The 26,455-nt window shown below is 37.2% G+C and carries 25 protein-coding genes and 2 other RNA genes; 14 read left to right on the top strand and 13 right to left on the bottom strand.

The window, feature by feature from the left end:
* Positions 1-37: 37 nt before the first annotated feature.
* Genes potC through potA form a run of 3 tightly spaced genes read right to left on the bottom strand, consistent with a single transcriptional unit; the run spans position 38 to position 2,770 of the window.
* Positions 38-808, bottom strand: coding sequence for a spermidine/putrescine ABC transporter permease PotC (gene potC, locus DPV81_RS01540; RefSeq protein WP_005695832.1), 771 nt, complete (start codon positions 806-808; stop codon positions 38-40).
* Positions 808-1,668, bottom strand: a complete 861-nt coding sequence (gene potB, locus DPV81_RS01535) for a spermidine/putrescine ABC transporter permease PotB (protein ID WP_005695833.1) — start codon at positions 1,666-1,668, stop codon at positions 808-810. The genes potC and potB overlap by 1 nt, the downstream gene beginning before the upstream one ends.
* Positions 1,652-2,770, bottom strand: a complete 1,119-nt coding sequence (potA, locus tag DPV81_RS01530) for a spermidine/putrescine ABC transporter ATP-binding protein PotA (RefSeq protein ID WP_165818953.1) — start codon at positions 2,768-2,770, stop codon at positions 1,652-1,654. Before potA ends, potB begins: the two co-directional genes overlap by 17 nt.
* A 278-nt stretch (positions 2,771-3,048) precedes the next feature.
* On the opposite strand from potA, the gene pepT reads away from it, so the two are divergent.
* The gene (gene pepT, locus DPV81_RS01525) at positions 3,049-4,284 is read left to right on the top strand and encodes a peptidase T (RefSeq protein ID WP_111386369.1); all 1,236 of its coding nucleotides are present in this window, start codon (positions 3,049-3,051) and stop codon (positions 4,282-4,284) included.
* 165 nt (positions 4,285-4,449) lie between these two features.
* On the opposite strand, the gene DPV81_RS01520 is transcribed toward pepT, so the two are convergent.
* The 5 genes from DPV81_RS01520 to proQ form a co-directional block, all read right to left on the bottom strand.
* Positions 4,450-5,079: an MBL fold metallo-hydrolase gene (locus tag DPV81_RS01520; RefSeq protein ID WP_111386367.1), complete on the bottom strand. Its 630-nt coding sequence runs from the start codon at positions 5,077-5,079 to the stop codon at positions 4,450-4,452.
* Between the two features lie 65 nt (positions 5,080-5,144).
* Positions 5,145-5,705: a peptidoglycan L,D-endopeptidase MepK gene (mepK, locus tag DPV81_RS01515; protein ID WP_049365945.1), complete on the bottom strand. Its 561-nt coding sequence runs from the start codon at positions 5,703-5,705 to the stop codon at positions 5,145-5,147.
* Between the two features lie 75 nt (positions 5,706-5,780).
* The gene (locus DPV81_RS01510; RefSeq protein ID WP_111386365.1) at positions 5,781-7,250 is read right to left on the bottom strand and encodes a L,D-transpeptidase family protein; all 1,470 of its coding nucleotides are present in this window, start codon (positions 7,248-7,250) and stop codon (positions 5,781-5,783) included.
* 81 nt (positions 7,251-7,331) lie between these two features.
* The gene (gene prc / locus DPV81_RS01505) at positions 7,332-9,401 is read right to left on the bottom strand and encodes a carboxy terminal-processing peptidase (RefSeq protein ID WP_070582243.1); all 2,070 of its coding nucleotides are present in this window, start codon (positions 9,399-9,401) and stop codon (positions 7,332-7,334) included.
* A 28-nt stretch (positions 9,402-9,429) separates the two neighbouring features.
* The gene (gene proQ, locus DPV81_RS01500) at positions 9,430-10,077 is read right to left on the bottom strand and encodes an RNA chaperone ProQ (protein WP_111386363.1); all 648 of its coding nucleotides are present in this window, start codon (positions 10,075-10,077) and stop codon (positions 9,430-9,432) included.
* A gap of 168 nt (positions 10,078-10,245) precedes the next feature.
* Here proQ and DPV81_RS01495 point away from each other — a divergent pair, with 168 nt between their 5' ends.
* Entirely contained in the window at positions 10,246-11,499 is a 1,254-nt protein-coding gene (locus tag DPV81_RS01495) for a paraquat-inducible protein A (RefSeq protein ID WP_111386361.1), read from the top strand.
* Complete coding sequence (locus DPV81_RS01490; RefSeq protein WP_070867993.1) at positions 11,483-14,140, top strand: PqiB family protein; 2,658 nt, start codon at positions 11,483-11,485, stop codon at positions 14,138-14,140. Before DPV81_RS01495 ends, DPV81_RS01490 begins: the two co-directional genes overlap by 17 nt.
* 80 nt (positions 14,141-14,220) lie before the next feature.
* Here DPV81_RS01490 and DPV81_RS01485 read toward each other — a convergent pair whose 3' ends face one another.
* On the bottom strand, positions 14,221-14,766 hold the full coding sequence (locus DPV81_RS01485) for a KdsC family phosphatase (RefSeq protein WP_065285379.1): 546 nt from the start codon (positions 14,764-14,766) through the stop codon (positions 14,221-14,223).
* A complete protein-coding gene (locus tag DPV81_RS01480; protein ID WP_070582246.1) occupies positions 14,766-15,701 on the bottom strand; it encodes a KpsF/GutQ family sugar isomerase in 936 nt (311 codons plus the stop codon). Before DPV81_RS01480 ends, DPV81_RS01485 begins: the two co-directional genes overlap by 1 nt.
* A gap of 124 nt (positions 15,702-15,825) precedes the next feature.
* Here DPV81_RS01480 and rnpB point away from each other — a divergent pair.
* Positions 15,826-16,202, top strand: an RNA gene (rnpB, locus tag DPV81_RS01475) — RNase P RNA component class A.
* Between the two features lie 87 nt (positions 16,203-16,289).
* On the opposite strand, the gene dinB is transcribed toward rnpB, so the two are convergent.
* A complete protein-coding gene (dinB, locus tag DPV81_RS01470; protein WP_111386359.1) occupies positions 16,290-17,357 on the bottom strand; it encodes a DNA polymerase IV in 1,068 nt (355 codons plus the stop codon).
* 109 nt (positions 17,358-17,466) lie between these two features.
* On the bottom strand, positions 17,467-17,964 hold the full coding sequence (locus tag DPV81_RS01465; RefSeq protein WP_049372660.1) for a hypothetical protein: 498 nt from the start codon (positions 17,962-17,964) through the stop codon (positions 17,467-17,469).
* A gap of 107 nt (positions 17,965-18,071) precedes the next feature.
* On the opposite strand from DPV81_RS01465, the gene ssrA reads away from it, so the two are divergent.
* From ssrA to DPV81_RS01430, 8 genes are all read left to right on the top strand, one after another.
* Positions 18,072-18,437: a transfer-messenger RNA gene (gene ssrA / locus DPV81_RS01460) on the top strand.
* Positions 18,438-18,723: 286 nt separating this feature from the next.
* Positions 18,724-19,980, top strand: coding sequence for an integrase arm-type DNA-binding domain-containing protein (locus DPV81_RS01455; RefSeq protein WP_111386357.1), 1,257 nt, complete (start codon positions 18,724-18,726; stop codon positions 19,978-19,980).
* Positions 19,981-20,167: 187 nt separating this feature from the next.
* Positions 20,168-21,037 (top strand): hypothetical protein, encoded by an 870-nt coding sequence (locus DPV81_RS01450; protein ID WP_111386355.1) that lies wholly within the window; start codon positions 20,168-20,170, stop codon positions 21,035-21,037.
* A 189-nt stretch (positions 21,038-21,226) separates the two neighbouring features.
* Entirely contained in the window at positions 21,227-21,457 is a 231-nt protein-coding gene (locus tag DPV81_RS01445) for a helix-turn-helix transcriptional regulator (protein WP_111386353.1), read from the top strand.
* 94 nt (positions 21,458-21,551) lie between these two features.
* Complete coding sequence (locus DPV81_RS09405) at positions 21,552-21,719, top strand: hypothetical protein (RefSeq protein ID WP_165818946.1); 168 nt, start codon at positions 21,552-21,554, stop codon at positions 21,717-21,719.
* A gap of 4 nt (positions 21,720-21,723) precedes the next feature.
* Complete coding sequence (locus DPV81_RS01440; RefSeq protein WP_111386351.1) at positions 21,724-22,047, top strand: PM1773 family protein; 324 nt, start codon at positions 21,724-21,726, stop codon at positions 22,045-22,047.
* Positions 22,048-22,116: 69 nt separating this feature from the next.
* Positions 22,117-22,527, top strand: a complete 411-nt coding sequence (locus DPV81_RS01435) for an ArsR family transcriptional regulator (protein ID WP_111386349.1) — start codon at positions 22,117-22,119, stop codon at positions 22,525-22,527.
* 771 nt (positions 22,528-23,298) lie between these two features.
* The gene (locus tag DPV81_RS01430; RefSeq protein ID WP_111386347.1) at positions 23,299-23,937 is read left to right on the top strand and encodes a DNA-methyltransferase; all 639 of its coding nucleotides are present in this window, start codon (positions 23,299-23,301) and stop codon (positions 23,935-23,937) included.
* Here the strand turns inward: DPV81_RS01430 and DPV81_RS01425 are convergent.
* On the bottom strand, positions 23,926-24,555 hold the full coding sequence (locus DPV81_RS01425; RefSeq protein WP_111386345.1) for a hypothetical protein: 630 nt from the start codon (positions 24,553-24,555) through the stop codon (positions 23,926-23,928). The two genes, DPV81_RS01430 and DPV81_RS01425, sit on opposite strands and share 12 nt — an antisense overlap.
* Before the next feature lie 470 nt (positions 24,556-25,025).
* Between DPV81_RS01425 and DPV81_RS01420 the strand changes: the two genes are divergently transcribed.
* Positions 25,026-25,265, top strand: coding sequence for a tRNA delta(2)-isopentenylpyrophosphate transferase (locus DPV81_RS01420; protein WP_111386343.1), 240 nt, complete (start codon positions 25,026-25,028; stop codon positions 25,263-25,265).
* A 568-nt stretch (positions 25,266-25,833) separates the two neighbouring features.
* The gene (locus DPV81_RS01415) at positions 25,834-26,412 is read left to right on the top strand and encodes an NAD(P)H-dependent oxidoreductase (RefSeq protein WP_111386341.1); all 579 of its coding nucleotides are present in this window, start codon (positions 25,834-25,836) and stop codon (positions 26,410-26,412) included.
* Positions 26,413-26,455 lie beyond the last annotated feature (43 nt).

The raw sequence follows: 26,455 nt of genomic DNA, 5'->3' as shown, positions 1-26,455 counted from the left end.
ATCTTAAAAGATTTGTGAAACCTTTTTATATCAATGTTTAATGATTATTTTTGCGTGTAACTAATTGACTTAAAATTACTAATCCTAATGAAAGCACAATCATAATCGTTGCTAATGCGTTTACTTCTGGTGTTACACCTGTTTTTACAAGTGAGAAGATACGCAACGGTAGGATTTCATAGCTTACACCACTTACGAAAGAGGATACAACAACATCATCTAATGAAATAGTAAAGCTTAATAACCAACCTGATACCACTGCAGGTAAAGCAAGTGGTAGGATAATTTTACGCAAAATAGTGACTTCGCTAGCACCTAAATCTTTCGCTGCTTCAAGCATTCTTGCATCAAAGCCATTTAAGCGAGAGAAAATCGTTACGGTAACATAAGGTAAACAGAACGTTACGTGTGCCAATAATAATGACCAGAAACCAAGCGAAATCCCTACAACCATGAATAAGGCAAGTAGAGAAACCGCCATTACGATATCTGGTGACATCATGACGATAAATAACATACCGCTTACTGCTTGTTTACCACGGAAACGATAGCGATAAAGCGCAATTGCGGTTAAACCACCCACAATAGTCGCTAACGTTGCAGCAAAGAAAGCAATAGTGACAGAGTGGAACGCAGCTTGGATTAAGGTATCGTTATTAAATAAACGCTCATACCAGTTCCAACTAAAGCCTTTCCAACTTAAACCATAACGGTCTTCGTTAAAGGAGTTAGTTACCAAGATAATAATTGGGATATACAAATAAGCGTATACCACAAACATAAAAATATTACGTAGTAAACGGCTCATTATTCTAACTCCACTTTCTTATTCAACAATTTATTTGCACGATAGTAAACGAAAATCAATAATGCCATTAAGATGGTTAAGCCGATACTGATTGCTGAACCGAATGGCCAGTTACGGGAAATTAAGAATTCACTCTTAATCACGTTACCGACTAATAATACTTTCGCACCACCAAGTAAGTCAGCTACGTAGAACATACCCATTGCAGGTAGTAATACTAATAAACAACCCGCTACGATACCTGGCATGGTTAATGGCAAAATAACACGGAAGAAACGTTGAACCGCATTCGCGCCTAAATCTCTTGCCGCTTCTAATAAGCGTCCATCTAATTTTTCAATAGCAGAGTAGAGCGGTAGAATCATAAATGGTAAAAGGAGATACACTAAACCAATGATTACAGCTACTTCGGTATTTAAAATACGAATAGGCTCACTCAAAATGCCCATATCCATTAACATGGTATTTAACACACCTTTCACACCAAGGAAGACTTTCATCCCATAGATACGAATCAGTGAATTTGTCCAGAATGGTAATACCACGAGGAATAACAAAAATGGACGATATTTTGGATTAATTTTGCTGACCATAAAGGCAAATGGATAGCCAATGAGTAAGCAAATAATCGTCGCAATGCCAGACATATACAATGAATTCCACACAACCTGCGCATAAAGCGGATTAAACAGGTTAGTGTAGTTATCTAAAGTAAATGGCAAAGCATAAAAGTCGCTACCATCTCGGGTTAAAAAACTTACGGTTAATACTAATAAGTTTGGAATTAGCACAAAGAAGATTAACCAACTGAAGATAATTGCAACAGTAATTTTCTGGAATTTATTATTGATTATCTTCATCGTTGAGTACAACCTCCCAACCTTCGTGCCATGTAATACCTACACGTTGACCAACGCTGTGATCCATATGTGGGTCATCTTCGTTAAAGAACTCGCTCACTAATACGCGTTTACCGTTGTGATCAAATTCCACTGTAGACTCAAGTGTCATCCCTTTATAGGTACGATCCACAATGCGACCAATAATTGCATTTGAGTGTTCATTTTCGTCAAGCTCTTCAATCACAATATCTTCTGGGCGTAATAACACTTGTAGTTTTTGACCTTTTTCAGCGGAAATGCTTGTATGGATATCACATACTCGACCTTCTACGTTAGCAAGTAGCTCATCGTCAGATTTACGTTCAATTACAGTGGCATCAAATACGTTAATTTCACCAATGAAGCGAGCGACGAATAAGTTGGCTGGATCTTCATAGATTTCACGTGGTGAACCATCTTGTGCAATTTTACCTTTACGCAACAAGACGATACGGTCAGACATGGTGATCGCTTCTTCTTGATCGTGGGTAACGAAAATAAAGGTAATGCCAAGTTGACGCTGTAATTGTTTAAGTTCGTTTTGCATTTGTTTACGTAACTTATAATCCAGCGCAGATAAAGATTCATCCAGTAGCAACACTTTTGGCTTATTCACAACAGCACGAGCAATCGCGATACGTTGTTGCTGACCACCAGAAAGTTGAGCTGGTTTACGGTCGGCCATTTCCTCTAATTGCACCATACGCAATGCATCCAGAACACGAGGTTTAATCTCGCTTTCTGCCACTTTTTGCATACGCAAACCAAAAGCCACGTTATCAAAAATAGTCATATGCGGGAATAATGCATAACTTTGGAATACGGTATTAATGTGGCGTTTTTCCGCCGGAACATTAGTAATGTTCTCACCGTCCAAAATAATATGACCTTCATCTAATTCTTCTAAACCCGCTAATAAACGCAAAACTGTCGTTTTACCACAGCCAGAAGGGCCAAGAATTGTGACGAATTCACCGTTATTAATGGTTAGATTGAAATCATTAATGATTGTGTTGGAACCATAGGATTTTTTGATAGAACGAAGCTCAATAATAGGCTTGTTTTGAACCAGATTTTCCACTAGCTTTGGTTTTCTCCCTAATTTCACCAATTTGATTGGTACTGAGTAGAAATAAACCTGCAAAAAATGATGCAGGGGCGACATAAAATTGAACAGATATGATATAGCGAATTGTTAATGATGAAAAGGATTTAATCGTGTTTTTAGGAAAAAATTTATCGAAAATTTGACCGCACTTTTTTCAGAAAATCTTATAACTCTCTACTTTATTGTTATATATCAAGAACTGCAACGAATTTTGGGATTAGACTAGTGCCGATATAAAGGAGAATTTTAAAATGGAAGAACATAATAACAATGAATTATTACAGCGATTTTTAACTTATGTCGCGTTTGATACGCAATCTAAATCGTCCGCAAAACATTCACCCAGTTCGCCAGGACAAATGAAATTAGCGTTGCATTTGCAGCAAGAATTAATTGAACTTGGTTTACAAGATGTCAATGTAACTAAGCATGCCGTCGTCACGGCTTATTTACCCTCAAATCATCCTGATTTAACACAAACCATTGGTTTTATTTCCCACTTAGATACCTCACCACAATGTAGCGGTAAAAATGTTCAACCCGAAGTGATCGAAAACTATCGCGGGGGAGATATTGCATTAGGTTTAGGGGAAGAGTTTATTAGTCCCGTGTATTATCCATTTTTACATCAGCTTATTGGCAAAACTTTGATTGTGACAGATGGAACCACTTTACTTGGTGCGGATAATAAAGCTGGAATCGCAGAAATTATGACCGCACTTTCTGTCTTACAACAGGAAAATATCCCACATTGCAATATTAGAGTGGCATTTACGCCTGATGAAGAAATAGGCTTAGGAATGCATTATTTCCCATTAGATGATTTCCCTTGTGATTGGGCATATACCATTGATGGTGGGGAAGTGGGCGAGCTCGAGTATGAGAATTTTAATGCGGCAACGGCAAAAATCACCTTTAAAGGACGGGGAATTCATCCAGGTTATGCGAAAAACAAATTAGTGAATGCGCTTACCTTAGCTTGTGAGTTTCAACAAGGCTTTCCAAAAGATGATGTTCCCGAAAAAACATCAGGAAAAGAGGGTTTTTTCCATTTAGATGATTTTAAAGGGGATATTGAGAAAGTTGAGTTACATTATCTCATTCGAGATTTTGACCAAGCTAATTTTGAGCAACGTAAAGCGTTTATTTATCAACTTGTAGAAAAATTTAATAGAGAGAAAAGCCTAAAAGACCCTGTGGAATGTGTGATTGAAGACAGTTATAAAAATATGTATGACACAGTCAAAAATGTCCCACAGGCGATTAAGCTCGCGGATGCAGCAATGAAAGCTTGCGGTATTATACCAAATCACAAACCAATACGAGGTGGAACCGATGGGGCATTTTTAGCGGAAAAAGGATTAGCTTGTCCAAATATCTTTACTGGTGGCTATAATTTCCATAGCAAACATGAATTAGTGACCCTTGAAGGGATGGAAAAAGCCGTCGAAGTGGTTATAAAAATAGCAAACTGTAAAGATTTGTAAATTAGTGTAAAGAAAAAGCTTGCATTTGTCAGAATATGTCAATATAATCGTTAGCGTTTTATCGAGATTCCTTTGATAAAGCTAAACTTTAGAGATTTTATTCATAAATTCCTTTTTGGTGCTCCTAAGAAATTAGGAGCTTTTTTTTATCCAAAATTCAGATCTTTACTTCAAAAACGGATTGCTTCGTTTTTCTTGTCCAATAGTTGTGTAAGGGCCATGTCCTGCAATAACAACCATATCATCATTTAATGTAAATAATTTATTTTTGATTGATGAGATTAATGTATCGAAATCCCCACGAGGGAAGTCTGTACGACCAATGCTGTTTTGGAAAAGGACATCGCCAGTAAAAGCAATATTTTTTTCATGCTCAATAAAACCAATGTGGCCAGGTGTATGACCAGGAAGATGAAGAATTTCAAAGGTAAATGTACCAATTTGAATTTTTTCGCCTTCTTGATTAAACCAGCGATCAGGTGTAAATGCAGAAATATAAGGTAAGCCAAACTGCTGAGATTGCTGTGGTAGACTTTCAAAAAGGAAACGATCTTCTTCCTGTGAGCCCCAAATTTCAATGTTAAAATGATCGCGAATCGCTTCTGCAGCCCCTACATGATCAAGATGACCATGCGTCAATAAGACTGCTTTTAGGTTTAATTCTAATTCCTCAATGCGTTGAATAAGCTTTTCCGCATTACCACCAGGATCGATAATTGCCGCATTTTTTTCATCATCCCAAATAAGAGAGCAATTTTGCTGAAAGGCTGTAACTGGAATAATTTCAATATTCATCTTTTTTTCCTTATCGTTGATAACAAAAAACCGCACTAAAGTGCGGTCTAAAATTAAACTGTTTTTTATGCACCACGCCATGTTCTTACAGGGCCAGTATCTACGTGAATAAAATTACTATACGGATAATATCCTACACCACCGCTATCAAGATTTTCAGCCGCTTGGCGTAATCTTGCTAAAGGCACACCAGGGATTTTAAAATCAATCGCTTGGCCTTTAATATGATAGCTGTTGCTTGCTACATCACGACTTTGTCTACGACGCATGGCATTTGTCGCAGCACTACGATAGCCACAAATCACATCAATTTGCGCAGTACGTAAACCTAAATCACTTTGTAAATGATAAAACTTCATGAAGAGATTTGGATCCATTCGGCGTACTTGATCTGTACGGCGATCTCTCATGAAGTAATCAAGTTTACCAAGTAATGAACGATTAAATCCAGTTGTTGCTGAGAACTCACCGCTTAATCGTTCATTGGTGTTGACATTATAGAAGCTAAGAATGCGAGGTTTAGGGGTAGAGACCATTGCTAACACCGTACTCGGCATCATGCTTGCGCCTAAAACGATGCCGCCTAATGAAAGCCATTTACGACGATTTTTGTCAATGTTACCCATTTTTTTAGTCTCTTTTATTACCCATCTCTCACCCTAGACAATTTTTTCTTTAAAAAGTTCTAGCGTGAACATTGTTTAAAGATATTTTTTTACAACAGCCCAGTCAATACCATTAAAAGTCGCGCTATCGTCGTATTTATAAATATCCGGTAAAACTTGTGTTTGGCCGTTTTCAACCCATGCAGTCACATAATACAAGAATACAGGATCATTTGTACGAATGCTCGCAGACGTTGTTTTCTTACTTTCTAAAACGTTACGTTTTTTATCTTCTGACCAACCAGCTTCTTGTAACAGAATAGAGGCAAGTTGATCGGATTTTTCTACACGTACACAACCTGAGCTTAATGCACGGTCTTTTTTGCTGAATAAGCTATGATTTGGTGTATCGTGAAGATAAATCGCATCAGAGCTTGGCATATTAAATTTGTAGTTACCTAATGCACTGTCGCCAGCGGCTTGACGGATACGGTATGGGAATTTATCCCCAATACTACTCCAATTAATCGAGTAAGGATCGATAGTATTACCTTTACTGTCCAAAATAGAGTAGTTGTGTGCAGCCGCGTAGCCTGGGTCACGTTTTAATTTCGGTAAAATATCTTCATTGATTAAACGTGTTGGAGCATTCCAAGGTGGATTAACAACCACATTGCTCAAACGGCTGTACATCACTGGTGTACGACGTTCATTTTTCCCCACGATAACGCGCGATTCTAAAATTGCTTTGCCATCACGATAATATTTCAATTGATAGCTTGGAATATTAACAAAGATTCCATTTTCAAAATCAGGAATAACGCGTAAACGTTGTGCATTAAGAGCGAGTTTTTTACCCATTGCAGAAATACCTGAAGCTGAAATCATCGATGGAAGTGCTTGTACGGTTTCACGGTATAAACGATTATGGTTAGATAATCCGTTTATAAAACCAGAAACGGCATTGTTTTTAACCGCACTTTGCCATTGGTCAATAATTTCTTGATTTGGTAATTCTGGTTTATAAGCATTCGTTGCGTATAACCAACGTTGTGCTTGTTGATTTACGTTCTTGCTGTAATACAAGTAATCAAGGAAAGCATCACTTAACAACACATCATAGGTGAGTCCGCCCGTTTTTTCAGCATTATGTAAATTGACTAACGATTGAGCTGAACGTTTAGAAATACCAGATGCCACCATGGCTGCATATTCACGTAGGAATTGTTTCTCAGCCGCCTTGTCTTTCCACATTAGGTCATATTTATTATCGGCATATAATTTAGCCAAAATTGGTTTGAACTGTAGATTTTGTTCACCAATTTCATGCGTTAATGACATCTCTAGCATCGCTTGCTTTTCAGCGGCAAGACGAGCTTGATCTTCTTTGATTTCAGCTTCAAGTTTTGCTCGCTCTTCTGGACTTAATTTAGACATATCAACGCCTTTATTTTCGGCTTGTTGAGGCTGTCCAACTGTTTTGGCCCATTCAGCTAATGCACAACCTGACGTCATCATTGATAATGATAAGACTAATGCGCTTAATTTCATTGTTCCTTTTAACATTGCTGTACCTTTAAAAATATTCATAAAAAATAACCGCACTTCAGTTTTTTTTCATCTGCCAAAGTGCGGTCAAAATAATCGTTATTTTGTTGCTTTTGCCGCTTCTTGTTTTATTTCAGCATCCACTTTTTGTTGATTCGCATTAAGTTTAACTAAATCAGCTGCCATTTTTTCCGCTTCTTTTAAGAAGAAATCAGGTGCTTCATAGTCTTTTGGCAAATCATCAATATCTTTTAATGCTTTTTTACCTTCACGTTTAAAACGATCATTGAGATCTTTTAAACGTCTCGCATCATCCTTATCATTTTCCGCTTTACGCTCTTGGAAATTCAATGATAAGAATTTGCGCTCGCGACGTTCATCACGGATTTTAAGATCTTCATTTAAAGCAATAAATTCAGGATCTTTTGCAATACGCTCTAGATGTTTTTCATTTAATGCTTCAACATCTTTACGTGCTTTATTGGTTTCAGAATAAGTCGCCGGTGGAATTTTATCCCAAGGTAATGCGTTGTCTTCTTTTTCTTCACCAATTTCTTTGGCATCAATAATTTCAGGGAAATTAATATCTGCAGCGACACCTTTTAATTGGGTTGAACCACCATTAATTCGATAGAATTTTTGGATAGTATATTGCAATACACCAAGTGGTGTTTGGTCTAAATCATAAACAAAGTTTAATGAACGACTTTGTTGTACGGTACCTTTACCAAAGGTATTTTGCCCAATAATGATACCACGATTGTAATCTTGCATTGCCGCAGCAAAAATTTCAGAGGCTGATGCACTGAAACGATTAATCATTACCAACAATGGTCCTTTATATTGTTGAGCATTGTCATCATCTTCGTGTACACGAATACGTTGATACGCATCTCGTACTTGTACCACAGGACCATCAGTGATGAATAAACCGCTTAATGCCACGGCTTCTGTTAATGCACCGCCGCCATTCTCACGAAGATCCACAATTAAAGCGCCAATTTTTTTCTTCTCAGCATCTACTAATAATTTTTTCACATCATCAGTTAAGCCAATATAGAAACTTGGAATTTTAATGACACCAACAGTTTCACCATCTACTTTAGAAACTGTAAGTTTTGCTGCTTGGTCTTCAATACGGACTTTATCGCGAACTAAAGTGACAATACGGCTTTTCCCACCTTTTGCAGGTTCAATTTCAAGACGAACTTTTGTTCCTTTTTTACCTTTGATTTTGTCAACGATATCTTCTAAACGCCAACCGATAATATCTTCGATTTCGCCTTTTTCTTGGCCCACACCAATGATTTTATCGCCCGCTTGCAATTTCTTACTGCGTTCAGCCGGTGCACCTGGTACTAAAGACTTAATACTGGTTTCGTCATCTTCAGATTGTAATGTTGCACCAATCCCTTCTAAAGAAAGGTTCATGCTTTCATTAAAGCTTTTTGCAGTACGTGGCGCAAGGTAGCTTGTATGTGGGTCTATTTCTCGAGCAAAGGCATTAATATAAATCTGAACAATATCATCTGCTTTAGTTTGAGTTAATCGACGAATCGCTAAATTGTAACGTTTAGTGAGTTTTTCTTTAATTTCAGGCCATTTTTTATCTTTTAATTTCAGGCTGATTACATCATTTTTGACGCGTTCTTCCCAAAGCTTATTCGCTTCTTCTTCCGTTGCTGGGAAAGCGGCTTTTTCACGATCGATCTCAATTTGATCATTACCTTTTAAATCTGGTTCTTTATCTAATAGAGATAGAGCATAAGCATAACGCTCATAACGACGTTTCATCATCAGATCGTAAATAGCAAATGCTGCAGAAAGATCGCCCTCATTAAGTTGGTCATCTAATTTTGAGCCATATTTAGCACGTAAATCATCAATATCTGATTTTAAAAAGGTGTTATGGCTGTAATCTAAACTTTTAATATAACGATCAAAAATCTTTTCGGAAAAGGCGTCATCAAGCTGGAATTTACGATAATGTGATTGGGTTAAACGTGTCGTTGCACGCTTAGTTGCTAACTGATTTGCATCAGTTGCCGAAGGAATCGTAATATCACTTTGCTTTAATTTCGGCTGCACAGCAAATGTGTCAGACGAATGAAGAAATAACGCACCTAAAATTGCTGTCGCAATAAGACTTTTGGTTGTATGTAATTTCATTTAACCTTTCCCGATAAGAAATAAATTATTAGGCAAATAAACGATCTGCGGTGACTGTCATCACTAAACCATTTTCAAGTTCTACGCGTGCGCCATCTTTTTCCACATTTAATACCGTCGCATTTTTCGCTTGTTCAGCCACTTTCACTTTCACTTTGCTACCCGCAGAAAGTGTTGTGAAATCAACCGCACTTAGTTTTACTTGTGGTGCTTTTGGTTTGCGAATTGCTTGATTTGAATTTGGTTTACGAGCAGGTCGTTTTTGTTGTGTTTTTTTCGTTGCTAATTCTGCTTTACGTTTTTCTGCAAATTTAGCTTTTGCTTCAGCTAATTGTTGAGCCGCATGAGAAACGTGTTCAGCGTCTAATACACCAGCTGGGTTGCCGTATAAATCCACACGCTCAGCTCCTTCACGGCAGCCGTGTAAATAGCGCCAGTTAGAAGTGTATTGACGTAAAGCCTGACGCAATTGAGTTTTGCTGACACGTTCATCATCTTTTAATGCTTCAGCAAGATCTTGGAAAAGACCAATTTTTAATGGTTTTGCTTCACCTTCTGCAATAAAGCAAAGCGGGAATTTTTCTACAAGATATGCAATAATCGCTTTTGTATCAGTTAATTTTTGAACGCCTTCAGCATTATTTTCAGCTTGGGCTTCAACTTGAGAATCTGTCATTTCTGCGTTTTCCTAGGATAAAAATAAAAACTTGCACAGTTTACCGCACTTTTATAAGGATTGACAATGGTTGGGCGGAATAATTCCGTTTCTAGCACAGATGTATAACTTCACAAATCCCCTCAATTAAGGCTAAAATAGTCCACTTTTTAAATTTTTGATGAAATAATGACAAAAACACCTGATTTTACTCATGCTACTTATAAACTTGTGCGTTGCATTGGATGTGACGCAACAGTGTCTGTTTGTCGTCCGCAAGCGGGGGAGTACGCACAATGTCCGCGTTGCCATCAGAAATTGCAATCGGGTAGTCGTTGGTCACTTAAGCGTTGCTCATTAATTGCCCTTTCTATCTTAATTTTAATGCCGTTTGCTTTAGGTTATCCTCTATTAAGTTTAGATTTACTGGGCACTAAAATTGATGCTTCCGTTTGGCAAGGTATTTGGAAAATGGCGGTGAGTGGTTATGCCTATACCGCATTTATGATTTTTATCTGTGCGATTTTAATGCCGGTGTCTTTTGCGATTTTAGTCATTATGTTGCAGCTTTCTAAATTACTCAAAATTAAGCCACGTAATGTCTTATTATTTGTGGGTTATATTAAGCCTTGGGTGATGTTCGACGTTTATTTAGTTGCACTGGCTGTTACCATGTTTAAAGTGCGCGAATATGCCACATTAGAAGTGGATGTGTATTTAATTGCTTTTGTTTTTACTGCGCTTTTAACCACTTTATTATTCATTAAAATTAATTTAGATGATTTATGGCATGATTTTTATCCCGATCAGAAACCGGTTACCAAAAGTGATAAACCTTTAGAGCTTTGTACCGCTTGCGATTACACTTTTTTAAAAGAAGATCAACAATACGATCACCGTCATCGAGCCATTTGCCCACGTTGTGCATCGCTTATTGAAACACCCGATAGTATAAAATTGCAACGCGTTTGGGCAACATTAATAGCCGGGATTATTATGCTTTTCCCTGCAAACTTGCTCCCAATATCTGGCGTTTATTTAACAGGCAATTTGTCACAAGATACCTTAATGTCGGGCGTGATGTCATTTATAAGCATGGGCAGCTATTTTGTTGCTTTCGTGGTATTCTTTGCCAGTATTTTTGTGCCCGTAAGCAAAATCCTAATTATGTTGTATTTACTGGCTAGCGTGCATTTTAAATGGCGACATTCAATTAAATGGCAAATGCGATTATTACATATCGTTCACTTTGTAGGACGTTGGTCAATGCTGGATCTTTTTGTGCTAGCCTTGATGATGTCTCTAGTAACACGCGGACAGATTATTAATTTTACTGTAGGCCCTGCGGCATTTTATTTCGGTGCAGCAGTGTTTTTAACTATGATTTCAACTTCTCAGTTTGATAGTCGATTAATTTGGAAAATTTATGACAGAAAACAATAAACCAGAATCTCAATCTATTGATGAGCAATCTAACAATGTAGAAGCGTTATTACGTAAGAATAAACGCATCTCACCGTTTTGGTTGTTACCTTTTATCGCATTATGTATTGGTGCCATTTTATTTTTCCAAATTGTACAAGAACGAGGAAAGACTATTACGATCACGTTCTCTAATGGGGCTGGGCTCGTTGCAGATAAAACCCCTATTCGCTATCAAGGTTTGCAAATTGGTGTCGTGAAGAAGGTTAACTTTACCGACAATATGCAAAAAGTGAAAGTTGAGGCAAATATTTATTCTGAAGCAACAGAAGTGTTAAAAGAAAATACCAAGTTCTGGCTTGTTCAGCCGAGTGTGTCTCTTGCGGGGATTTCGGGTTTAGACTCTTTAGTTTCAGGAAATTATATTACGCTCCAGCCAGGTGATGGTGACTCTGAAGATGAATTTATTGCGGAAGAGCAAGGTCCTATTGCGCAAGTCAATCCAGGGGATTTGTTAATTCATTTAATTTCAGATGATTTAGGTTCAATTTCGATTGGTGCTTCTGTGTATTTCAAAAAAATGCCAGTCGGGAAAATTTATGATTACCGATTTAATAAAGACAATAAAGTTGAAATTGATGTAGTAATTGATAAGGCCTTTGCGCATTTTGTGAAGAAAGATTCACGTTTCTGGAATATTAGCGGTATTAACGCCAATATTAATTCATCCGGTATGAATGTGTCGGTGGAAAGTTTAAATGCTGTGGTGCAAGGTGCCGTATCATTCGATTCGCCATCAGATAGCCCGCAAGCGGTGACTAATAGCAATTATATCCTTTATTCTAATTTACAAGCGGCTAAACGCGGGATTGAAGTTGAGGTGACTCTACCTGTTTCAGCCGGTTTACAAGCAGGACAAACTTCAGTTTATTATGGTGATGAGCAAGTTGGTTTGCTTTCGTCTTTAAGAACAGTCGAAAACAATGAAGATATTTTACAAGGGACATTATTAATTGAGCCAAGCCAGGCAAATCTCTTAAAAACCAATACACATATTGTATTAAAAAATCGTAAGTTAGATTTAGGCGATATTGCTAACCCACAGAAATTCTTCCGTGGTGATTATTTCGAAATTATTCCAGGAAGTGGGGAAAGCAAAACGCAATTCGAAGTCATTCGAGAAAATGAGTTATTACTCAAAGCACCAAATACCTTGGTTTTGACCTTAACGGCACCAGAGACTTATGGTATCGCGGAAGGACAGTCGGTGTTTTATAACAATATTGCCATTGGGCAAATTGTGAAACAGCACTTGAATGTTGATGGTGTCAAATTTGAAGTGGCGATTGCATCAGAATATCGCAATCTTATTCATGAAAACACCCAGTTTGTCGCTGCCTCTAATTTTGATGTGAGTTTGGGTATTGATGGCTTACGTTTTGAATCTGCAACACCATCAAAATGGTTGCAAGGTGGCGTGCGTGTCTTAGCGAAAAAAGGAAGTGGCGCACCGCATTCTACCTATCCACTTTATAAGGATATTAGCAGTGCAGAAACAGGCGTTACGGGCAACTTAGTGAATCCAACGATTGTGTTACATTCCACTAATTTGCCAAGTATTAGCAAAGGTTCTGTGGTGCTTTATCGTCAGTTTGAAGTGGGTAAAATTATTAACGTAAGACCGAAAGCTAATAATTTTGATATTGATGTGTATATTTATCCGGCTTATCAAGATCTTCTGACAGATAAAAGCGTATTCTGGGTTGAAAGTGCGGCACAGATTGATATTACGCCGAAAGGCATTAGTATCCAGGCTTCACCGGTTGCGCGATCATTAAAAGGCGCAATTAGTTTTGATAATACGGGTTCAGGCAAAAATAAAACACTTTATCCAAGTGAATTGAGAGCTAAATCAGCGGGGCAAGTGATTACGTTAATAACAGATGATGCAACGGCTTTAAGTAAAGGAATGAGTTTGCGTTATCTTGGTATGAATGTTGGTGAAGTTGAGCAGATTGCCCTTGATCAAAAAACAAATCGTATCACAGCAAAAGCATTAATTAACCCAAGTTATATGGGGATGATTGCAAAAGAAGGTACGGTATTTAAAGTGATTTCCCCACAAATCTCAGCGGGTGGAATTGAAAATTTAGATAGCCTTTTACAGCCTTACATTGATATTGAATTAGGTAAAGGTCCATCAAAAACACAGTTTAATTTAGCGCAAACCGCACAACCTCGAAATAAATACAGTAATGGCGTGCCATTTATTTTGGAAACCAGTGATGCGATGAATTTAACGGAAGGATCACCTGTGCTTTATCGAGGTGTTGAAGTGGGAACCGTTCGTAAGTTTGAATTGAATTCTTTAGGCGATCGTGTGTTGGTACATATTGCGATTACACCGAAATATCAACATTTAGTACGTAAAAATTCAGAGTTCTGGGTTTCATCAGGCTATGATTTCAACCTTGGTTGGAAAGGGGCTGAATTTAATACCGGTAGTGTACAGCAATTGTTGAAAGGGGGCATTTCGTTCTCGACTCCGTCGGGTACGATCGTTCAACCGCAAGCAACGGCAAATCAGCGCTTTATGTTGCAAGTGAAGAAACCAGCTGAAGCACCAACTTGGAATTCGGGTGCTTTACCGGCAAATCAATAAAATATATAAAGAAATAACCGCACTTTTGAATCATCAAAGTGCGGTTATTTTTTTAGGTATTTTGAATAGTGTTATAGGTGTTATTGTCCCATATTTTTGACTGATTTTAAAAAGCCTTTGGCTGAAGTATAGACTTCATCTTTTCCCTGAGCATGTAAAATCATATCGGACATTTCACGGAATGCACCCTTCCCGCCGCCAAGTGAAAGTATATAATCCACAGCATTTTGCACATAAGGCGCAGAGTCTGCCACAGCAAAAGAAAGGCCACAGGTTGCAAAAGCAGGGAGATCGACGCTGTCATCACCAATATAGGCAGTTTGTTCTGCGGTAACACCTGCTTGTTTCATGAGATCTAAACAAGCACTTTCTTTTTCAAGCTTACCTAAAAAGAACAATTTAATTCCGAGATCACTAATTCGCTTACGCAGAATCGCAGAATCTCTGCCCGATAATACGGCGACTTGAATACCTGCATCCATCAACATTTTGACACCAAGTCCATCACGCACATGGAAGCTTTTAATGGCTTCGCCATTTGCATCATAATGGAGTAGGCCATCAGTTAATACGCCATCAACATCGGTGATGACCAATTTAATTTTCTTTAATTTTTCGTTAATCATTAGCTTGAGAACTCCACTAAACCCACAACATTATTTTCATCATTGACCACAACAAGAGAGTGGATTTTCTTCTCTTTCATCAAGTCTTCCGCTTTCGCTAAGAATTCATTTTCATGAATAGTTTTCGGTGACGAGGTCATCAGTTCTTTCGCGGTTTTATTAAGCGTGTCAGCACCATTAGCGGTTAATGCTCGGCGCACATCACCATCGGTAATAATGCCTTTAAGTTGTTGGTTTTCCATCACTAATGCCACACCCATACGACCTTCATTCATAATGCTTAAACAATCAGTGAAGCTGGTATCTGGTGTCGTAATTGGTAGGCGAGTTTGCATTTGATCTTTCACTTTGCATAACAAACGACGACCAAGACTTCCACCTGGATGGAATTTCGCAAAATCAGCTGGTTGGAAATGGCGAGCAGTAATCAATGAAACCGCAAGGGCATCGCCTAAGGCTAAAGTCACTAACGCAGAAGTGGTTGGAGCGAGGTTGTTTGGACAGACTTCACGCTCTACGGTGATATCTAAAACATAATCCGCATGGTGAGCAAGTGTCGAGTTTTTATTACTGGTTAAAGCAATAATTTTATTACCAAAGTTTTTCAAACTTGGAATGAGTTTATTTACATCATCGGTTTCACCGCTATAAGAAATCAGCATCACGATGTCGATCGGTTTTAACATACCTAAATCACCATGAAAGGCTTCGGTCGGGTGAAGGAAGAAACTTGGGGTTCCCGTGGAAGCAAAAGTCGCCACCATTTTTTTGCCGATTAGCCCTGATTTACCAATACCACCGATAACTAAACGACCTTCGCAAGCAAGGATAAGATCCACAACTTGAGAAAACTCATCACCTAAGCGTTGGCTTAGTTGTGTGAGCGCTTGGCTTTCAACAGAAAGGGTTTCTCGTGCGATTTGTAAATAATTCATAGGAAATCCTTATGATAGAAGTGCGGTTGAAAATAACCGTATTTTATGGGGCTATTCTAACGGAAGTTATTAAAAATAAGAATGAAAATTTGACCGCTCTTTGAATTCCCCCTATACTACGCCGCGAGTTGGTTAGACAATCGCTGGTTTATTGAAGCCCTTAACCGTGTTCGCACGACCTAGTGGGACAAGTAAACGAGAGGAAAGTCCGAGCTACAAAGGGCAGAGTGCCGGATAACGTCCGGGCGGCGTGAGCCGACGACCAGTGCAACAGAGAGCAGACCGCCGTGAAAACGGTAAGGGTGAAAGGGTGTGGTAAGAGCACACCGTGCCGTTGGTAACAACGTGCAGCAAGGTAAACTCCACTCGTAGCAAGACCAAATAGGAACTCAATGGGTGGCCCGTCCAGAGTTCGGGTAGGTTGCTTGAGCGGCAGAGTAATTTGTCGCCTAGAGGAATGATTGTCCACGACAGAACTCGGCTTATCGACCAACTCAACAAATTCATAAAAAAATGACCGCACTTTTGTTTTTTCGTTATCCTACTCGGGATGGAATGAATAAAAGTGCGGTCATTTTCTTTTTTGTTTTACCACAAGCTCATTTGTTCTAAATGGCTTTCTTCCGGCAAAGTCACGTGTAATCCTACAAGACGAATAGACTTCCCATGGCTACGCTGCCAAATTTGTTCCAGTAATTGCTGAAAGCTTTCTAACGATAAAGTTAAGCCAGTTTTTTCTAAGGTTGTCACCTGAAAATCTTCAAACTTTAATTTCACCCCAATTTTGCGAAAAGCCGTTAAGGGGACATTCGGCGCACTTCGTTCAATACGGCGAATAAGCTCGGCATAGAGATTATCTAGCAACGCTATACCTTGTTCGAGATGACGAATATTTTCAGATAAAGTGCGTTCTACACCGATAGATTTTCTCTCCCGATGCGCTTGAATTTCACGATCATCAATGCCATGGCTAAAATCCCAAATTCGCTTGCCCATTTTACCGAAGATATTTAACAAAATAGATTGGTCGAGTTTTTGTACATCTTCGCAAGTTTCTAATCCCATTTTTAATAAACGTTCAGAAGTGACTTTGCCTACGCCAGGGATTTTTTTTAATGGCAGTGTTTTTACAAATTGTTCAACTTCATGAGGTTGAATCACAAATTGTCCGTTCGGTTTATTCATATCGGAAGCAATTTTGGCGAGAAATTTAAGGGGGGCAACGCCAGCTGAGGCGGTCAGTTTTAATTCATCAAAAATCGCTTGGCGAATTTCTTGTGCGATCCAAGTGGCAGATCCTGAACATTGTGTACAATCCGTGACATCCAAATAAGCTTCATCTAATGAAAGTGGCTCAATGATAGAAGTATAGCGTTGAAAGATCTGATGAATTTGTGCGGATACCTGTTTATAAAGCGGCATATTAACTGGCACTAAAATCAGATTAGGGCATTTTTTGATGGCTTGTGCCGTAGGCATCGCACTGTGTAGCCCAAATTTTCGAGCCTCGTAATTACAGGTAGTGAGCACACCACGTTGTCGAGAACTACCACCCACTGCGACAGGTTTGCCCTGTAGCGTTGGATTTTCACGGATTTCAACAGAGGCATAAAAGCAATCCATATCAATGTGAATAATTTTTCGGGTGGAGTTCATGCTATAAGTGCGGTCAAAATTAGGCGTGTTTTTAGTATATCGAAAAGAAAATAACTGTTCAAGTATACAGTTATTAAAAAGCCCACATTACGTGGGCTAGATAAGAAAATTAACGATCAGAAAGAACGGTTTTATCACCAAACAGGATAACGCGTTCAATAGGATAAACATCAATTTTTTCTTGTTGGTTCATAAAGACTTTACGAGCATCTTCAGCCAATTGAACAAACGGAATTTGTAAATTAATATTGATGGATTTACCCGGTTGTAATGGAGTTTCTAAATTGATTTGCATATCTTGGCTGTAAATAACTTTACGGTTATTCACATATACGCCCACCCATTGAATGTTTTTGATTGGTTTTTGACCAATGTTAGTGATTTCATGTTTGAATGCACTTAATGCTTGGCCATTTTCATCAACCACCATTTCACGATTACCAATATTGATGGCAAGATATTTGTCAATGTTATCACTCGCTTTTGTCACTTGTTGAGTTGCTTGTGTTGTTTTTGCGGGTGTTGCTTCTTTTGCAATAACTTGTGTGTTAAATGCTAAACATAATGCACCTAATGAAAGTGCGGTCAGAGATTTTAATGTTTTCATTATTCGATTCCTTATTAAAAAGTGGCAAAATTTTACCCTAACTTCTTAGGTTAATAAATAGCTTCTTTTCCTTTCTTGGATTTTTTGATAAACTGCCGAACGATTTTGGGGCTGATTCTGGATTCGACGGGATTAGCGAAGCCCAAGGTGCACGTCGAGGTGCGGTAGGCCTCGTAAATAAACCGCAAAAAAATAGTCGCAAACGACGAACAATACGCTTTAGCAGCTTAATAACCTGCTCATAGCCTTCGCTCCCCAGCTTCCGCTCGTAAGACGGGGATAAAGCGGAGTCAAACCAAAACGAGATCGTGTGGAAGCCACCGTTTGAGGATCGAAGCACTAAATTGAATCAAACTAGCTTAAGTTTAGCGTGTCTGTCCGCATGCTTAAGTGAAATTAAAGACGAGACTAAACGTGTAGTACTGAAGGTAGAGTAATTTCGGACGCGGGTTCAACTCCCGCCAGCTCCACCACAAAATAAACCTATCAAGTCCTATGAAAGACTTTAAAGCCTTGAAAATAATAACTTCAAGGCTTTTTTATTATCCTATCGAAACCTATCAAAACCTATCAAATCCTTGAATTTTAGTTATACGTTTAGTTATACTGATTACTGTATAGCTAAAATGGTATAACTAAAATCATTCAAAGTCTGCTGGTTAATGACATTAACGATATTTTAGCTATATCCAAATTTTAGAAAGTCTGAATTGTCGTCGGAGTTATTCAGAACAGTTTTAATATTCAGAAAGGTGAGATATGGCACGCACAATTACACCACTAAACAACACGAAAATAGACAAAGCAAAGCCGCAGCAAAAAGAATTCACGTTATCCGACGGTAAAGGGCTTTATTTGTTGATTAAACCCAATGGGGCTAAGTTATGGAGATTTAACTATTACAAGCCATTCACACAGCCGAAGAAAAGAGCATTAATTGGCGTCGGTAAATACCCTGATATTTCATTACAACAAGCTAGAGCAATCAGAGAGGAATATTTATCCTTGCTTGCTCAAAACATCGATCCCGCAACATACCGCCGACAACAAGAACAAACAAAAAAAGATGAGCTGAATAATACCTATGAATCCGTAGCGTGGGCGTGGTTTGAATATAGAAAAACTAAAAAGAATTTTTCAGCTGACTATCAGAAAGATGTAGAAAGTTTAATAAGAAGAAACTTACTTCCACACTTTGGACATTTACCAATTTCTCAAATTACCGCTCCTTTAGCTTTGAAAGCATTTAAACAATATCAAGACGAGGGCAAGTTAGAGAAACTTAAACGCTCAATTCAGAAACATAATGAGATTATGACTTATGCTTTACACAGAGAAATAATACAGTCAAATCCAACAGCGAATATATCAAAGGAATTTGATAGCCCAACAGTAGAGCATTTCAAAACGATTAAGCCCGAAGATTTAAGCGAATTTATATACACGTTAAATCACGCTCAAATTCAATTACAGACACGTTATTTAATCTTATGGCAATTACTTACTATGACACGCCCAAATGAGGCGGCAACAGCACGCTATGAGGATATTGATGAAAAAGCCAAGATATGGACTATCTATATTCAAAAAGGTATTAAGGAAGATGATAAGGGGAGAGTTCATAAGATAACACTATCACGACAAGCCTTAGCTTTATTGAGAGAAATTAAGAAATTGAGCGGGGGAAAAACTTATTTATTCCCTAGTATGAAAAATCCACAATCACACGTAAATACACAGACAGCTAATAGTGCGATTAAACGAATGGGGTATAAAGGAAAGTTGGTGGCTCATGGATTAAGGGCTATTGCTAGTACTTACCTTAATGAGAAAGGCTATGATAGCGAATTGATTGAGGTGGCATTATCTCACATGAAGTCAGACCGAATTAAGGCGGCTTATGACCGTGGCGAACGATTAGAGCAGAGATTTAAATTACTTCAAGTATGGGGTGATTTTATTGAAGAATGTTCGCAAGGGGCAATTCCTAAATATCATTTACAGATAGTAGTTTAAAACTTAATAAAACTTAGTAAAATTGAGATGTTATTTAGTATATTTTACTAATTTAGAAAACTTTAGATTAAATAGAGATTGAACATAGTGCGACTAGGTGAGGCGTAATTAACCACACTGAAAGATAGTAACCCTTATTGCTATTTGTCGCACTTCCTCCAATAAGGGCAACGCTAAGGGGCGTTTTATGATTGACATTCAAAGCGAATTATTACATCTAAAACAACAACGGCAACAAGAGTATATTTCAATATCTGAATTGTTAGATTTTCTGAAAGAGCATAATCCAAAATCATCATATGGAGAAATCGCAAGATATTTACTAATTAAGTTATCGCCTCATGATATTAGAAATAGTGATGAACCAATATGGGGGAATGAGGAGTTTGCTGAATGGCATGAGCAACACGGAATTGATGTGTTCGATGTTCCTTTAGAGATTGATAAAAAAGAAACATATTTACCCCCAAATCTTTTTTTTGATACCTTAGAATACGTTCGAGATAATTCATTACCTAACTGGCTTATGTTTGATGATGTAGAACAACCAGAGCATGAATCTTCAGTGGATTATTTGCCAAGAGAGCAATCTGATATCTATGTGAAAAGAGAAAGAATAGAGAGTATCTTAAGTATTAACACTATGCGTAGTACAATTGAATCAAAGATAAACGAGAGTTCATTAAATACTGTGGATGACAGAGATTTAACCATAAAGCAACTTATAGCAGAGAATAATAAGTTAAAGGCTGAAATAGCAGAATTAAAAGGGCAATCATCACCAAAAATAATTAATTATAACAATTCTTCTATTTATGGACATTCAAGCGAGAATCTAGAGCTAGTGTTTAGACTCTCGAAAGTGATTGCTGAAAAATGTGATATTGATAATCCTCATTCTTATCCAACAAAGAAAGATTTCGAAGATTATATTAAAAAGTACTATTCTGATAGCTTAAAATTATGTGAGGCGTTTTATCAAATTTTAATACCTAATAAAGTTAAAAATAGAGGTAGAACTCCAAAAGGGGTTGATACCTTTAAAGGCTTTATTTGATTGGTTTGTAACATTTTTAAAGGGCTATTCCTCAAAAGGGGATAGCCCTTTTTTATTACCTAGAATATCTATACTCAACAAGACTATTCAGTCTATTAGTACCTCTTTTTACACGCCATAATCCTCTCCGAAACAACGAAAGCCCAAAAGGGTTTATCAGTTCCAACACTAAATTTACGGAGAAAACCAATGAATCAACAATTTCAAACAGACCGCATTATCCGACGTATTGATGTAATGAAAATGCTGGGCGTAGGTAAAACCACCTTTTCAGACTGGCAGAATCAAAATTCCAAACGTTACCGACCTGACTTCCCTCAGAAAATCCATTTAGGCGTAAATTCTGTCGGTTATCTAGAAAGCGAGATATTAGCTTTTATTAAAAGACTAGCAGAAAACCGCAAAACCAAAAATCTTTAATATAACGATCATAGGAGGGTTTTAATAATGAGCAATACAAATTCAAGTTAATACAGAAAATCGCAATACGGCAACGCTAGGCGGTATTTTAACGATGATTGAAAGTATTTATCAGATAGCTGATGAAATATTAGATAAACAGGCAACGGATTACCAATTAGAGGAGGCATTAGGATTTATTAGTGAGAAAGCAACTTTAGCATTAATGGATATTGAAGAATTAAAACAGCAAATCATAGGGCTGGTGGACTTAGGAGAGTAAAACAATGAATAAATTAACAAATGAAGAAAGACTAATTAATTTCACGTTTAGAAATGGTGGTAGCTTTTCAGAGAGGGAGGGCGTATTTCAGCTTAATTTCACTAGCGGAAGAAACTATATATCTTCACTTGAGAATAAGCTCGACATTAAACTCCATCGGGAATGGGAGAAAACAGCAGACGGCAACAACAAATACTACCGTTATAGTATTCCTGACCGATTAACCGCAGAGCGTTTGATTAAGTTCGCCAATATGAAAGCTCAATTAAGGGGAGAAGTAGCTTTCAATGAATTGGCAACGCAAAACATTTTACAACGATTTAACTAGAAAAAAATGCCTATGCTTTCATCACGGGGGCATAGGCAAGATTAAATTAAAATTGAACAGGTTAATTATATGGCAAGCCACGCAAGAAATAAAGCGAGAAGAGATACAAGCCCTTTTGTAGGGCTTAGAAAAGATATTTTAAAAAGCCCTCATTTTCGCAGTTTAACAAGCACAGAAACAAAAGTATTTCTACACCTTTACGGAGAGTATAACGGCTCAAATAATGGCTATTTAGCATTACCATATAACAGGGCTGATGAAGAGCTAAATATTAGCCGACAGCTATTAAGCAAAACATTAAAAGGACTTGAAGAAAAAGGCTGGATAGAGAAAAGCCGACAAGGTGGAAAGGGTAGATTGTCTTATTATGCGGTAACGATTGAGCCAGTAGATGAAGTTATTAAAAATGGCGTAAATATTCATGACTTACGACCAACAAAAACCGCCTCTCATAAATGGCGTAATTGTTTAGCGAAGTAGCTTGTTCTCGACCAAAATTTTTTATTAGTCTTTTTTACCCTATATTTGATACTTTAAAAATGATTTTTTCCACCAACAAACAACAATGTTTTCTTATAGTATATGGCAGATATATAAACACGTTACGAAATCATACCAAGTACACCCCTAAAATAAGTATGATTTCATAACACCAAAAAGAAAAAATGGCATTTTTAGCTCAATATTTAAACAATGACGTTACAAAATCATACTAACTTAGTTCCCAAATCATACTTGAGAAAATCTAAATTTATGTTGCGTTCAGTTTGGAATAATTCTGGGTGAATGTATAACAAACAGGTTGAAGAGAATTGCGAAACAAACTGCGAAATTTCGAAACCAATTGCGAAACTAACGAAGCAGATTAATCAGTTCAATATCGTAGAATAAGCATTAAAAATTTAGCTTATGTTATTAAAATAATGGTGATGTTGTGCCCCTAGATACGTTATAATCCCCCTTCGATTGAAAAAGCTTAAAGAGAGATTGTATTATACCTCGCATAACCAAAAGAATTGATCTCTTAAAGCAATTTTTTGAAAATCTATCAGACCAAGATAAGCAATAATTTTTTAGTTGATATTTCAAATTTCAAAAGGTTATCTAGCCAAAGGAAGTTAAATCATGCCCCACTGTCAATCTGTCCATTATGCCCAAATAGGCCTTTGAGACCGATGATAGATCTACGATACCTGTCTAAGTGTTGAATTGATCTTGTTATTTGAAGTTTTAGATAAGGTAGAAATTGATATGAACAAAGTTTTTAATGTAAATTGTATGGATTATATGGTGAATATGAATGATGTTAGTGTTGATTTTACGCTGACTGACATTCCATATAATGCAGTAAATCGTCAAAGCAATGGGTTGCGGACTCTTGATAAGGATAAAGCTGATGTCTTAACATTTGACCTTAACGAGTTTTTGGAAAACGTTTATAGAGTAACTAAAAATTCAATCGTTATATTTTGTGGAAAAGAGCAATTTAGTGAGATATTTACCTTTTTTACCAACAAAAAAGGAACCGTTCGCCCTATCATTTGGGAAAAAAGCAATCCATCACCAATGAACGGACAATATGTTTATTTGAGTGGTGTAGAAATGGCAGTTTGGTTTAAACGTAGTGGGGCAAAAACGTTTAACGCCCACTGCAAAAACACTGTTTTTAAATTCCCCAACGGTAGAAGTAAACAACACCCTACAGAAAAAAATCATTTGCTTCTGAAGGAGTTAATACTAGACAATACTAATGAGCAAGACATAGTATTTGACCCTTGTGCTGGAAGTGGAAGTCATTTGCTTGTAGCTAAGCAATTAAACCGTCAGTATCTAGGTTGTGAAATAGATAATAATTATTTTGATTTAGTATATAAAAGACTAACTGAATAAATATTGTCTTACTTGCTCTTTTTTAGTTAAAAATTCTTCGTAGCTTCCAAAAATGCAATTTGTACTATAGCATAAATCAGTAACATTTAATGGCACAAATGCTGAACCATGTTGATCAACCGAGCCAATGTCTTTCTTATTATTGGTTTTAATTTGACTAAATAAATTTGCTACCTGTGGTTTACAATAATTAATTAAATCTTCCTTGCTAATTAAGAGAATAAAGTCTGGGTTTTGGTTTGTGTATTTTGTGTTGTAAAATAAGATAATAAAGTAATCCAAATAATTTTCTTGGAAAAGTTTGCCAACCTTGGAAATATTGCAATTATATTTTTCCTTAAAATTTGAAATGATATTAATACTTGGATTATATTTATAACTTCTGTTAGGGAGCGCATTCTTTGGTGTGTAAGCTGAAATAATATCAAGTCTAAAATCACCATATTTTGCGTAATTATTTGAATATTGGACATCTATTTTGATATTGTCTTTTGTACAAATATCGACTGCAAGTGGATCTTTCACATTATTTCTGTGACAATTAACACCACACTTTTGAATGATTTCTTTTGCCAAATTCTCTATAAGTTCTGTTTGATAATCTGAATTGTAAGCCATAGTGTCCCCACGCTTATTTGAATAAAATTCAGGAAATTCTATTATACTATTTTTCCCTTGTACAGCAGTAATCAAGAGTATCTTGAAACACTACCCAAATTTATCCATTAGCAAAGAGACTAGTAAAACTTAAGGCTTGATGTATTTCATTAAGCCTTTTTTATTGCTTAATGGGGTAGGGGGATATGAAAGTTAGGGGAAACGGTTTTAAGTACCAGCCATCAAACTCTTTTTAATCGCTATTACAGTTTTCTAGGCGTTTAATCGGGTATAGGGGGGATAATAAATCTCTAGATGAGTTATTTGTTAAAACCGCTCATTCAACTCAATTTTCACAACCGCGAAATTAACATTTTTGTCTAAAAATATTTTCTTTTTGCGATCTAGATCGAGAAATTAGTAGCCTTTTCTAGACAGGAAGTTATCGATTGTTAAAGTTCTCTATGTTATCCACCAACAGGAGGCTTACTATGAAAAGAGCAAACAAAACAGATAATGCTTTATCACTCAAAGAACAATTTAAGCTATGGCTTGAAGAAGAACAGAAAAGCGATGAGATGATTGTAATGGCAACTATCCCACACATACTAAAAAGATTTGATTGTAGGTTAGGAATTATTAAGGGTAATCGCCTTGAAAAGCGTTATTTAAGTGAGTGGAGAAAGTTATTTCGTATAGACAGAGAAATAGAAAGGAATGGTTTAATATAGCCTTACATCACATTGTAGAGCCTATCTATCTTAATTTTTAGGTATAAAGATGATGATGGCTAGATATACGATAATTTGTTGATAACCACGCTCCCTATGCCCCGTGGAATGGATATAGGCTAGGGAGTACCTTTTAGAATTGATAGAAAATGAGTAAAGATGACTGTCATCAATCGACATAGAACGCATTAAATCTGTCCTTTTCAAACTAGCTGATGAATGGTATATTTCATCACGTATGACCCTTTCATGGTTTGATGACTTTGAATTTTAGTTATACGCTTAGTTATACGTGGCAAATGTTGAATTGTATGAATTCAGTATTAATAGGGGTTGTTGATGATAATTCAGATGACGCCAGCCCACCACAAAATAAACCTATCAAGTCCTATGAAAGACTTTAAAGCCTTGAAAATAATGACTTCAAGGCTTTTTTATTGCGCTTTTAACTTCTATCAAACTTTCGAATTTGAGTAGTACGTTTAATAGTTGGAGCTTATTGATTGGTTAAATTGTTGCATTACTAAAGTGCTTTGTAATCGGTAAATTATCAGCTAAAGGAGCAAATATGAATATTTTATTACTAGACGGTGGAAAAGAGTTTGGTCATTCACATGGTGAGTTAAATCATACACTTCATAAAAAAGCGAAAGAAGTTTTGACCGCACTTGGACACAATGTAAAAGAAACCGTGATTGATGCCGGCTATAATGTTGAAGAAGAAGTTGAAAAATTCTTGTGGATGGATGCTGTGATTTGGCAGATGCCAGGTTGGTGGATGCACGAACCTTGGACAGTGAAAAAATACATAGACGAAGTATTAACCGCGGGACACGGCAAGCTTTACCACAGTGATGGCCGCCATCGTGTCAATCCGACTGAAGGCTATGGCACAGGTGGTTTATTGCAAGGCAAAAAACACATGCTTTCGCTTACTTGGAATGCGCCGATTGAAGCGTTCACTCGTGAAGGCGACTTCTTCGAAGGCAAAGGTGTGGATGCGTTATACATGCACTTCCACAAACTCAACGAATTTATCGGCTTGACTCGTCTGCCGACATTCTTATGTAACGATGTAATTAAAAATCCACAAGTAGAAAAATACTTAACTGATTACCAAGCACATTTGGAAAAAGTATTCGGTTAATTACAAAAATACGTTGAAATTTGACCGCACTTTATCATTTAAA

The sequence above is a fragment of the Haemophilus parainfluenzae genome, from assembly GCF_003252795.1.
Lineage (GTDB): Bacteria > Pseudomonadota > Gammaproteobacteria > Enterobacterales > Pasteurellaceae > Haemophilus_D > Haemophilus_D parainfluenzae_K.
The sequence above is the reverse complement of the archived record's forward strand: the minus strand, read 5'-3'. Positions and strand labels throughout refer to the sequence as shown.

What these genes read in the sequence shown, in the direction of transcription:
- potC (WP_005695832.1), bottom strand. Translation starts at nt 808, where the DNA reads ATGAGCCGTTTACTACGTAATATTTTTATGTTTGTGGTATACGCTTAT.
- potB (WP_005695833.1), bottom strand. Translation starts at nt 1,668, where the DNA reads ATGAAGATAATCAATAATAAATTCCAGAAAATTACTGTTGCAATTATC.
- pepT (WP_111386369.1), top strand. Translation starts at nt 3,049, where the DNA reads ATGGAAGAACATAATAACAATGAATTATTACAGCGATTTTTAACTTAT.
- DPV81_RS01520 (WP_111386367.1), bottom strand. Translation starts at nt 5,079, where the DNA reads ATGAATATTGAAATTATTCCAGTTACAGCCTTTCAGCAAAATTGCTCT.
- mepK (WP_049365945.1), bottom strand. Translation starts at nt 5,705, where the DNA reads ATGGGTAACATTGACAAAAATCGTCGTAAATGGCTTTCATTAGGCGGC.
- DPV81_RS01510 (WP_111386365.1), bottom strand. Translation starts at nt 7,250, where the DNA reads ATGTTAAAAGGAACAATGAAATTAAGCGCATTAGTCTTATCATTATCA.
- prc (WP_070582243.1), bottom strand. Translation starts at nt 9,401, where the DNA reads ATGAAATTACATACAACCAAAAGTCTTATTGCGACAGCAATTTTAGGT.
- proQ (WP_111386363.1), bottom strand. Translation starts at nt 10,077, where the DNA reads ATGACAGATTCTCAAGTTGAAGCCCAAGCTGAAAATAATGCTGAAGGC.
- DPV81_RS01495 (WP_111386361.1), top strand. Translation starts at nt 10,246, where the DNA reads ATGACAAAAACACCTGATTTTACTCATGCTACTTATAAACTTGTGCGT.
- DPV81_RS01490 (WP_070867993.1), top strand. Translation starts at nt 11,483, where the DNA reads ATGACAGAAAACAATAAACCAGAATCTCAATCTATTGATGAGCAATCT.
- DPV81_RS01485 (WP_065285379.1), bottom strand. Translation starts at nt 14,766, where the DNA reads ATGATTAACGAAAAATTAAAGAAAATTAAATTGGTCATCACCGATGTT.
- DPV81_RS01480 (WP_070582246.1), bottom strand. Translation starts at nt 15,701, where the DNA reads ATGAATTATTTACAAATCGCACGAGAAACCCTTTCTGTTGAAAGCCAA.
- dinB (WP_111386359.1), bottom strand. Translation starts at nt 17,357, where the DNA reads ATGAACTCCACCCGAAAAATTATTCACATTGATATGGATTGCTTTTAT.
- DPV81_RS01465 (WP_049372660.1), bottom strand. Translation starts at nt 17,964, where the DNA reads ATGAAAACATTAAAATCTCTGACCGCACTTTCATTAGGTGCATTATGT.
- DPV81_RS01455 (WP_111386357.1), top strand. Translation starts at nt 18,724, where the DNA reads ATGGCACGCACAATTACACCACTAAACAACACGAAAATAGACAAAGCA.
- DPV81_RS01450 (WP_111386355.1), top strand. Translation starts at nt 20,168, where the DNA reads ATGATTGACATTCAAAGCGAATTATTACATCTAAAACAACAACGGCAA.
- DPV81_RS01445 (WP_111386353.1), top strand. Translation starts at nt 21,227, where the DNA reads ATGAATCAACAATTTCAAACAGACCGCATTATCCGACGTATTGATGTA.
- DPV81_RS09405 (WP_165818946.1), top strand. Translation starts at nt 21,552, where the DNA reads ATGATTGAAAGTATTTATCAGATAGCTGATGAAATATTAGATAAACAG.
- DPV81_RS01440 (WP_111386351.1), top strand. Translation starts at nt 21,724, where the DNA reads ATGAATAAATTAACAAATGAAGAAAGACTAATTAATTTCACGTTTAGA.
- DPV81_RS01435 (WP_111386349.1), top strand. Translation starts at nt 22,117, where the DNA reads ATGGCAAGCCACGCAAGAAATAAAGCGAGAAGAGATACAAGCCCTTTT.
- DPV81_RS01430 (WP_111386347.1), top strand. Translation starts at nt 23,299, where the DNA reads ATGAACAAAGTTTTTAATGTAAATTGTATGGATTATATGGTGAATATG.
- DPV81_RS01425 (WP_111386345.1), bottom strand. Translation starts at nt 24,555, where the DNA reads ATGGCTTACAATTCAGATTATCAAACAGAACTTATAGAGAATTTGGCA.
- DPV81_RS01420 (WP_111386343.1), top strand. Translation starts at nt 25,026, where the DNA reads ATGAAAAGAGCAAACAAAACAGATAATGCTTTATCACTCAAAGAACAA.
- DPV81_RS01415 (WP_111386341.1), top strand. Translation starts at nt 25,834, where the DNA reads ATGAATATTTTATTACTAGACGGTGGAAAAGAGTTTGGTCATTCACAT.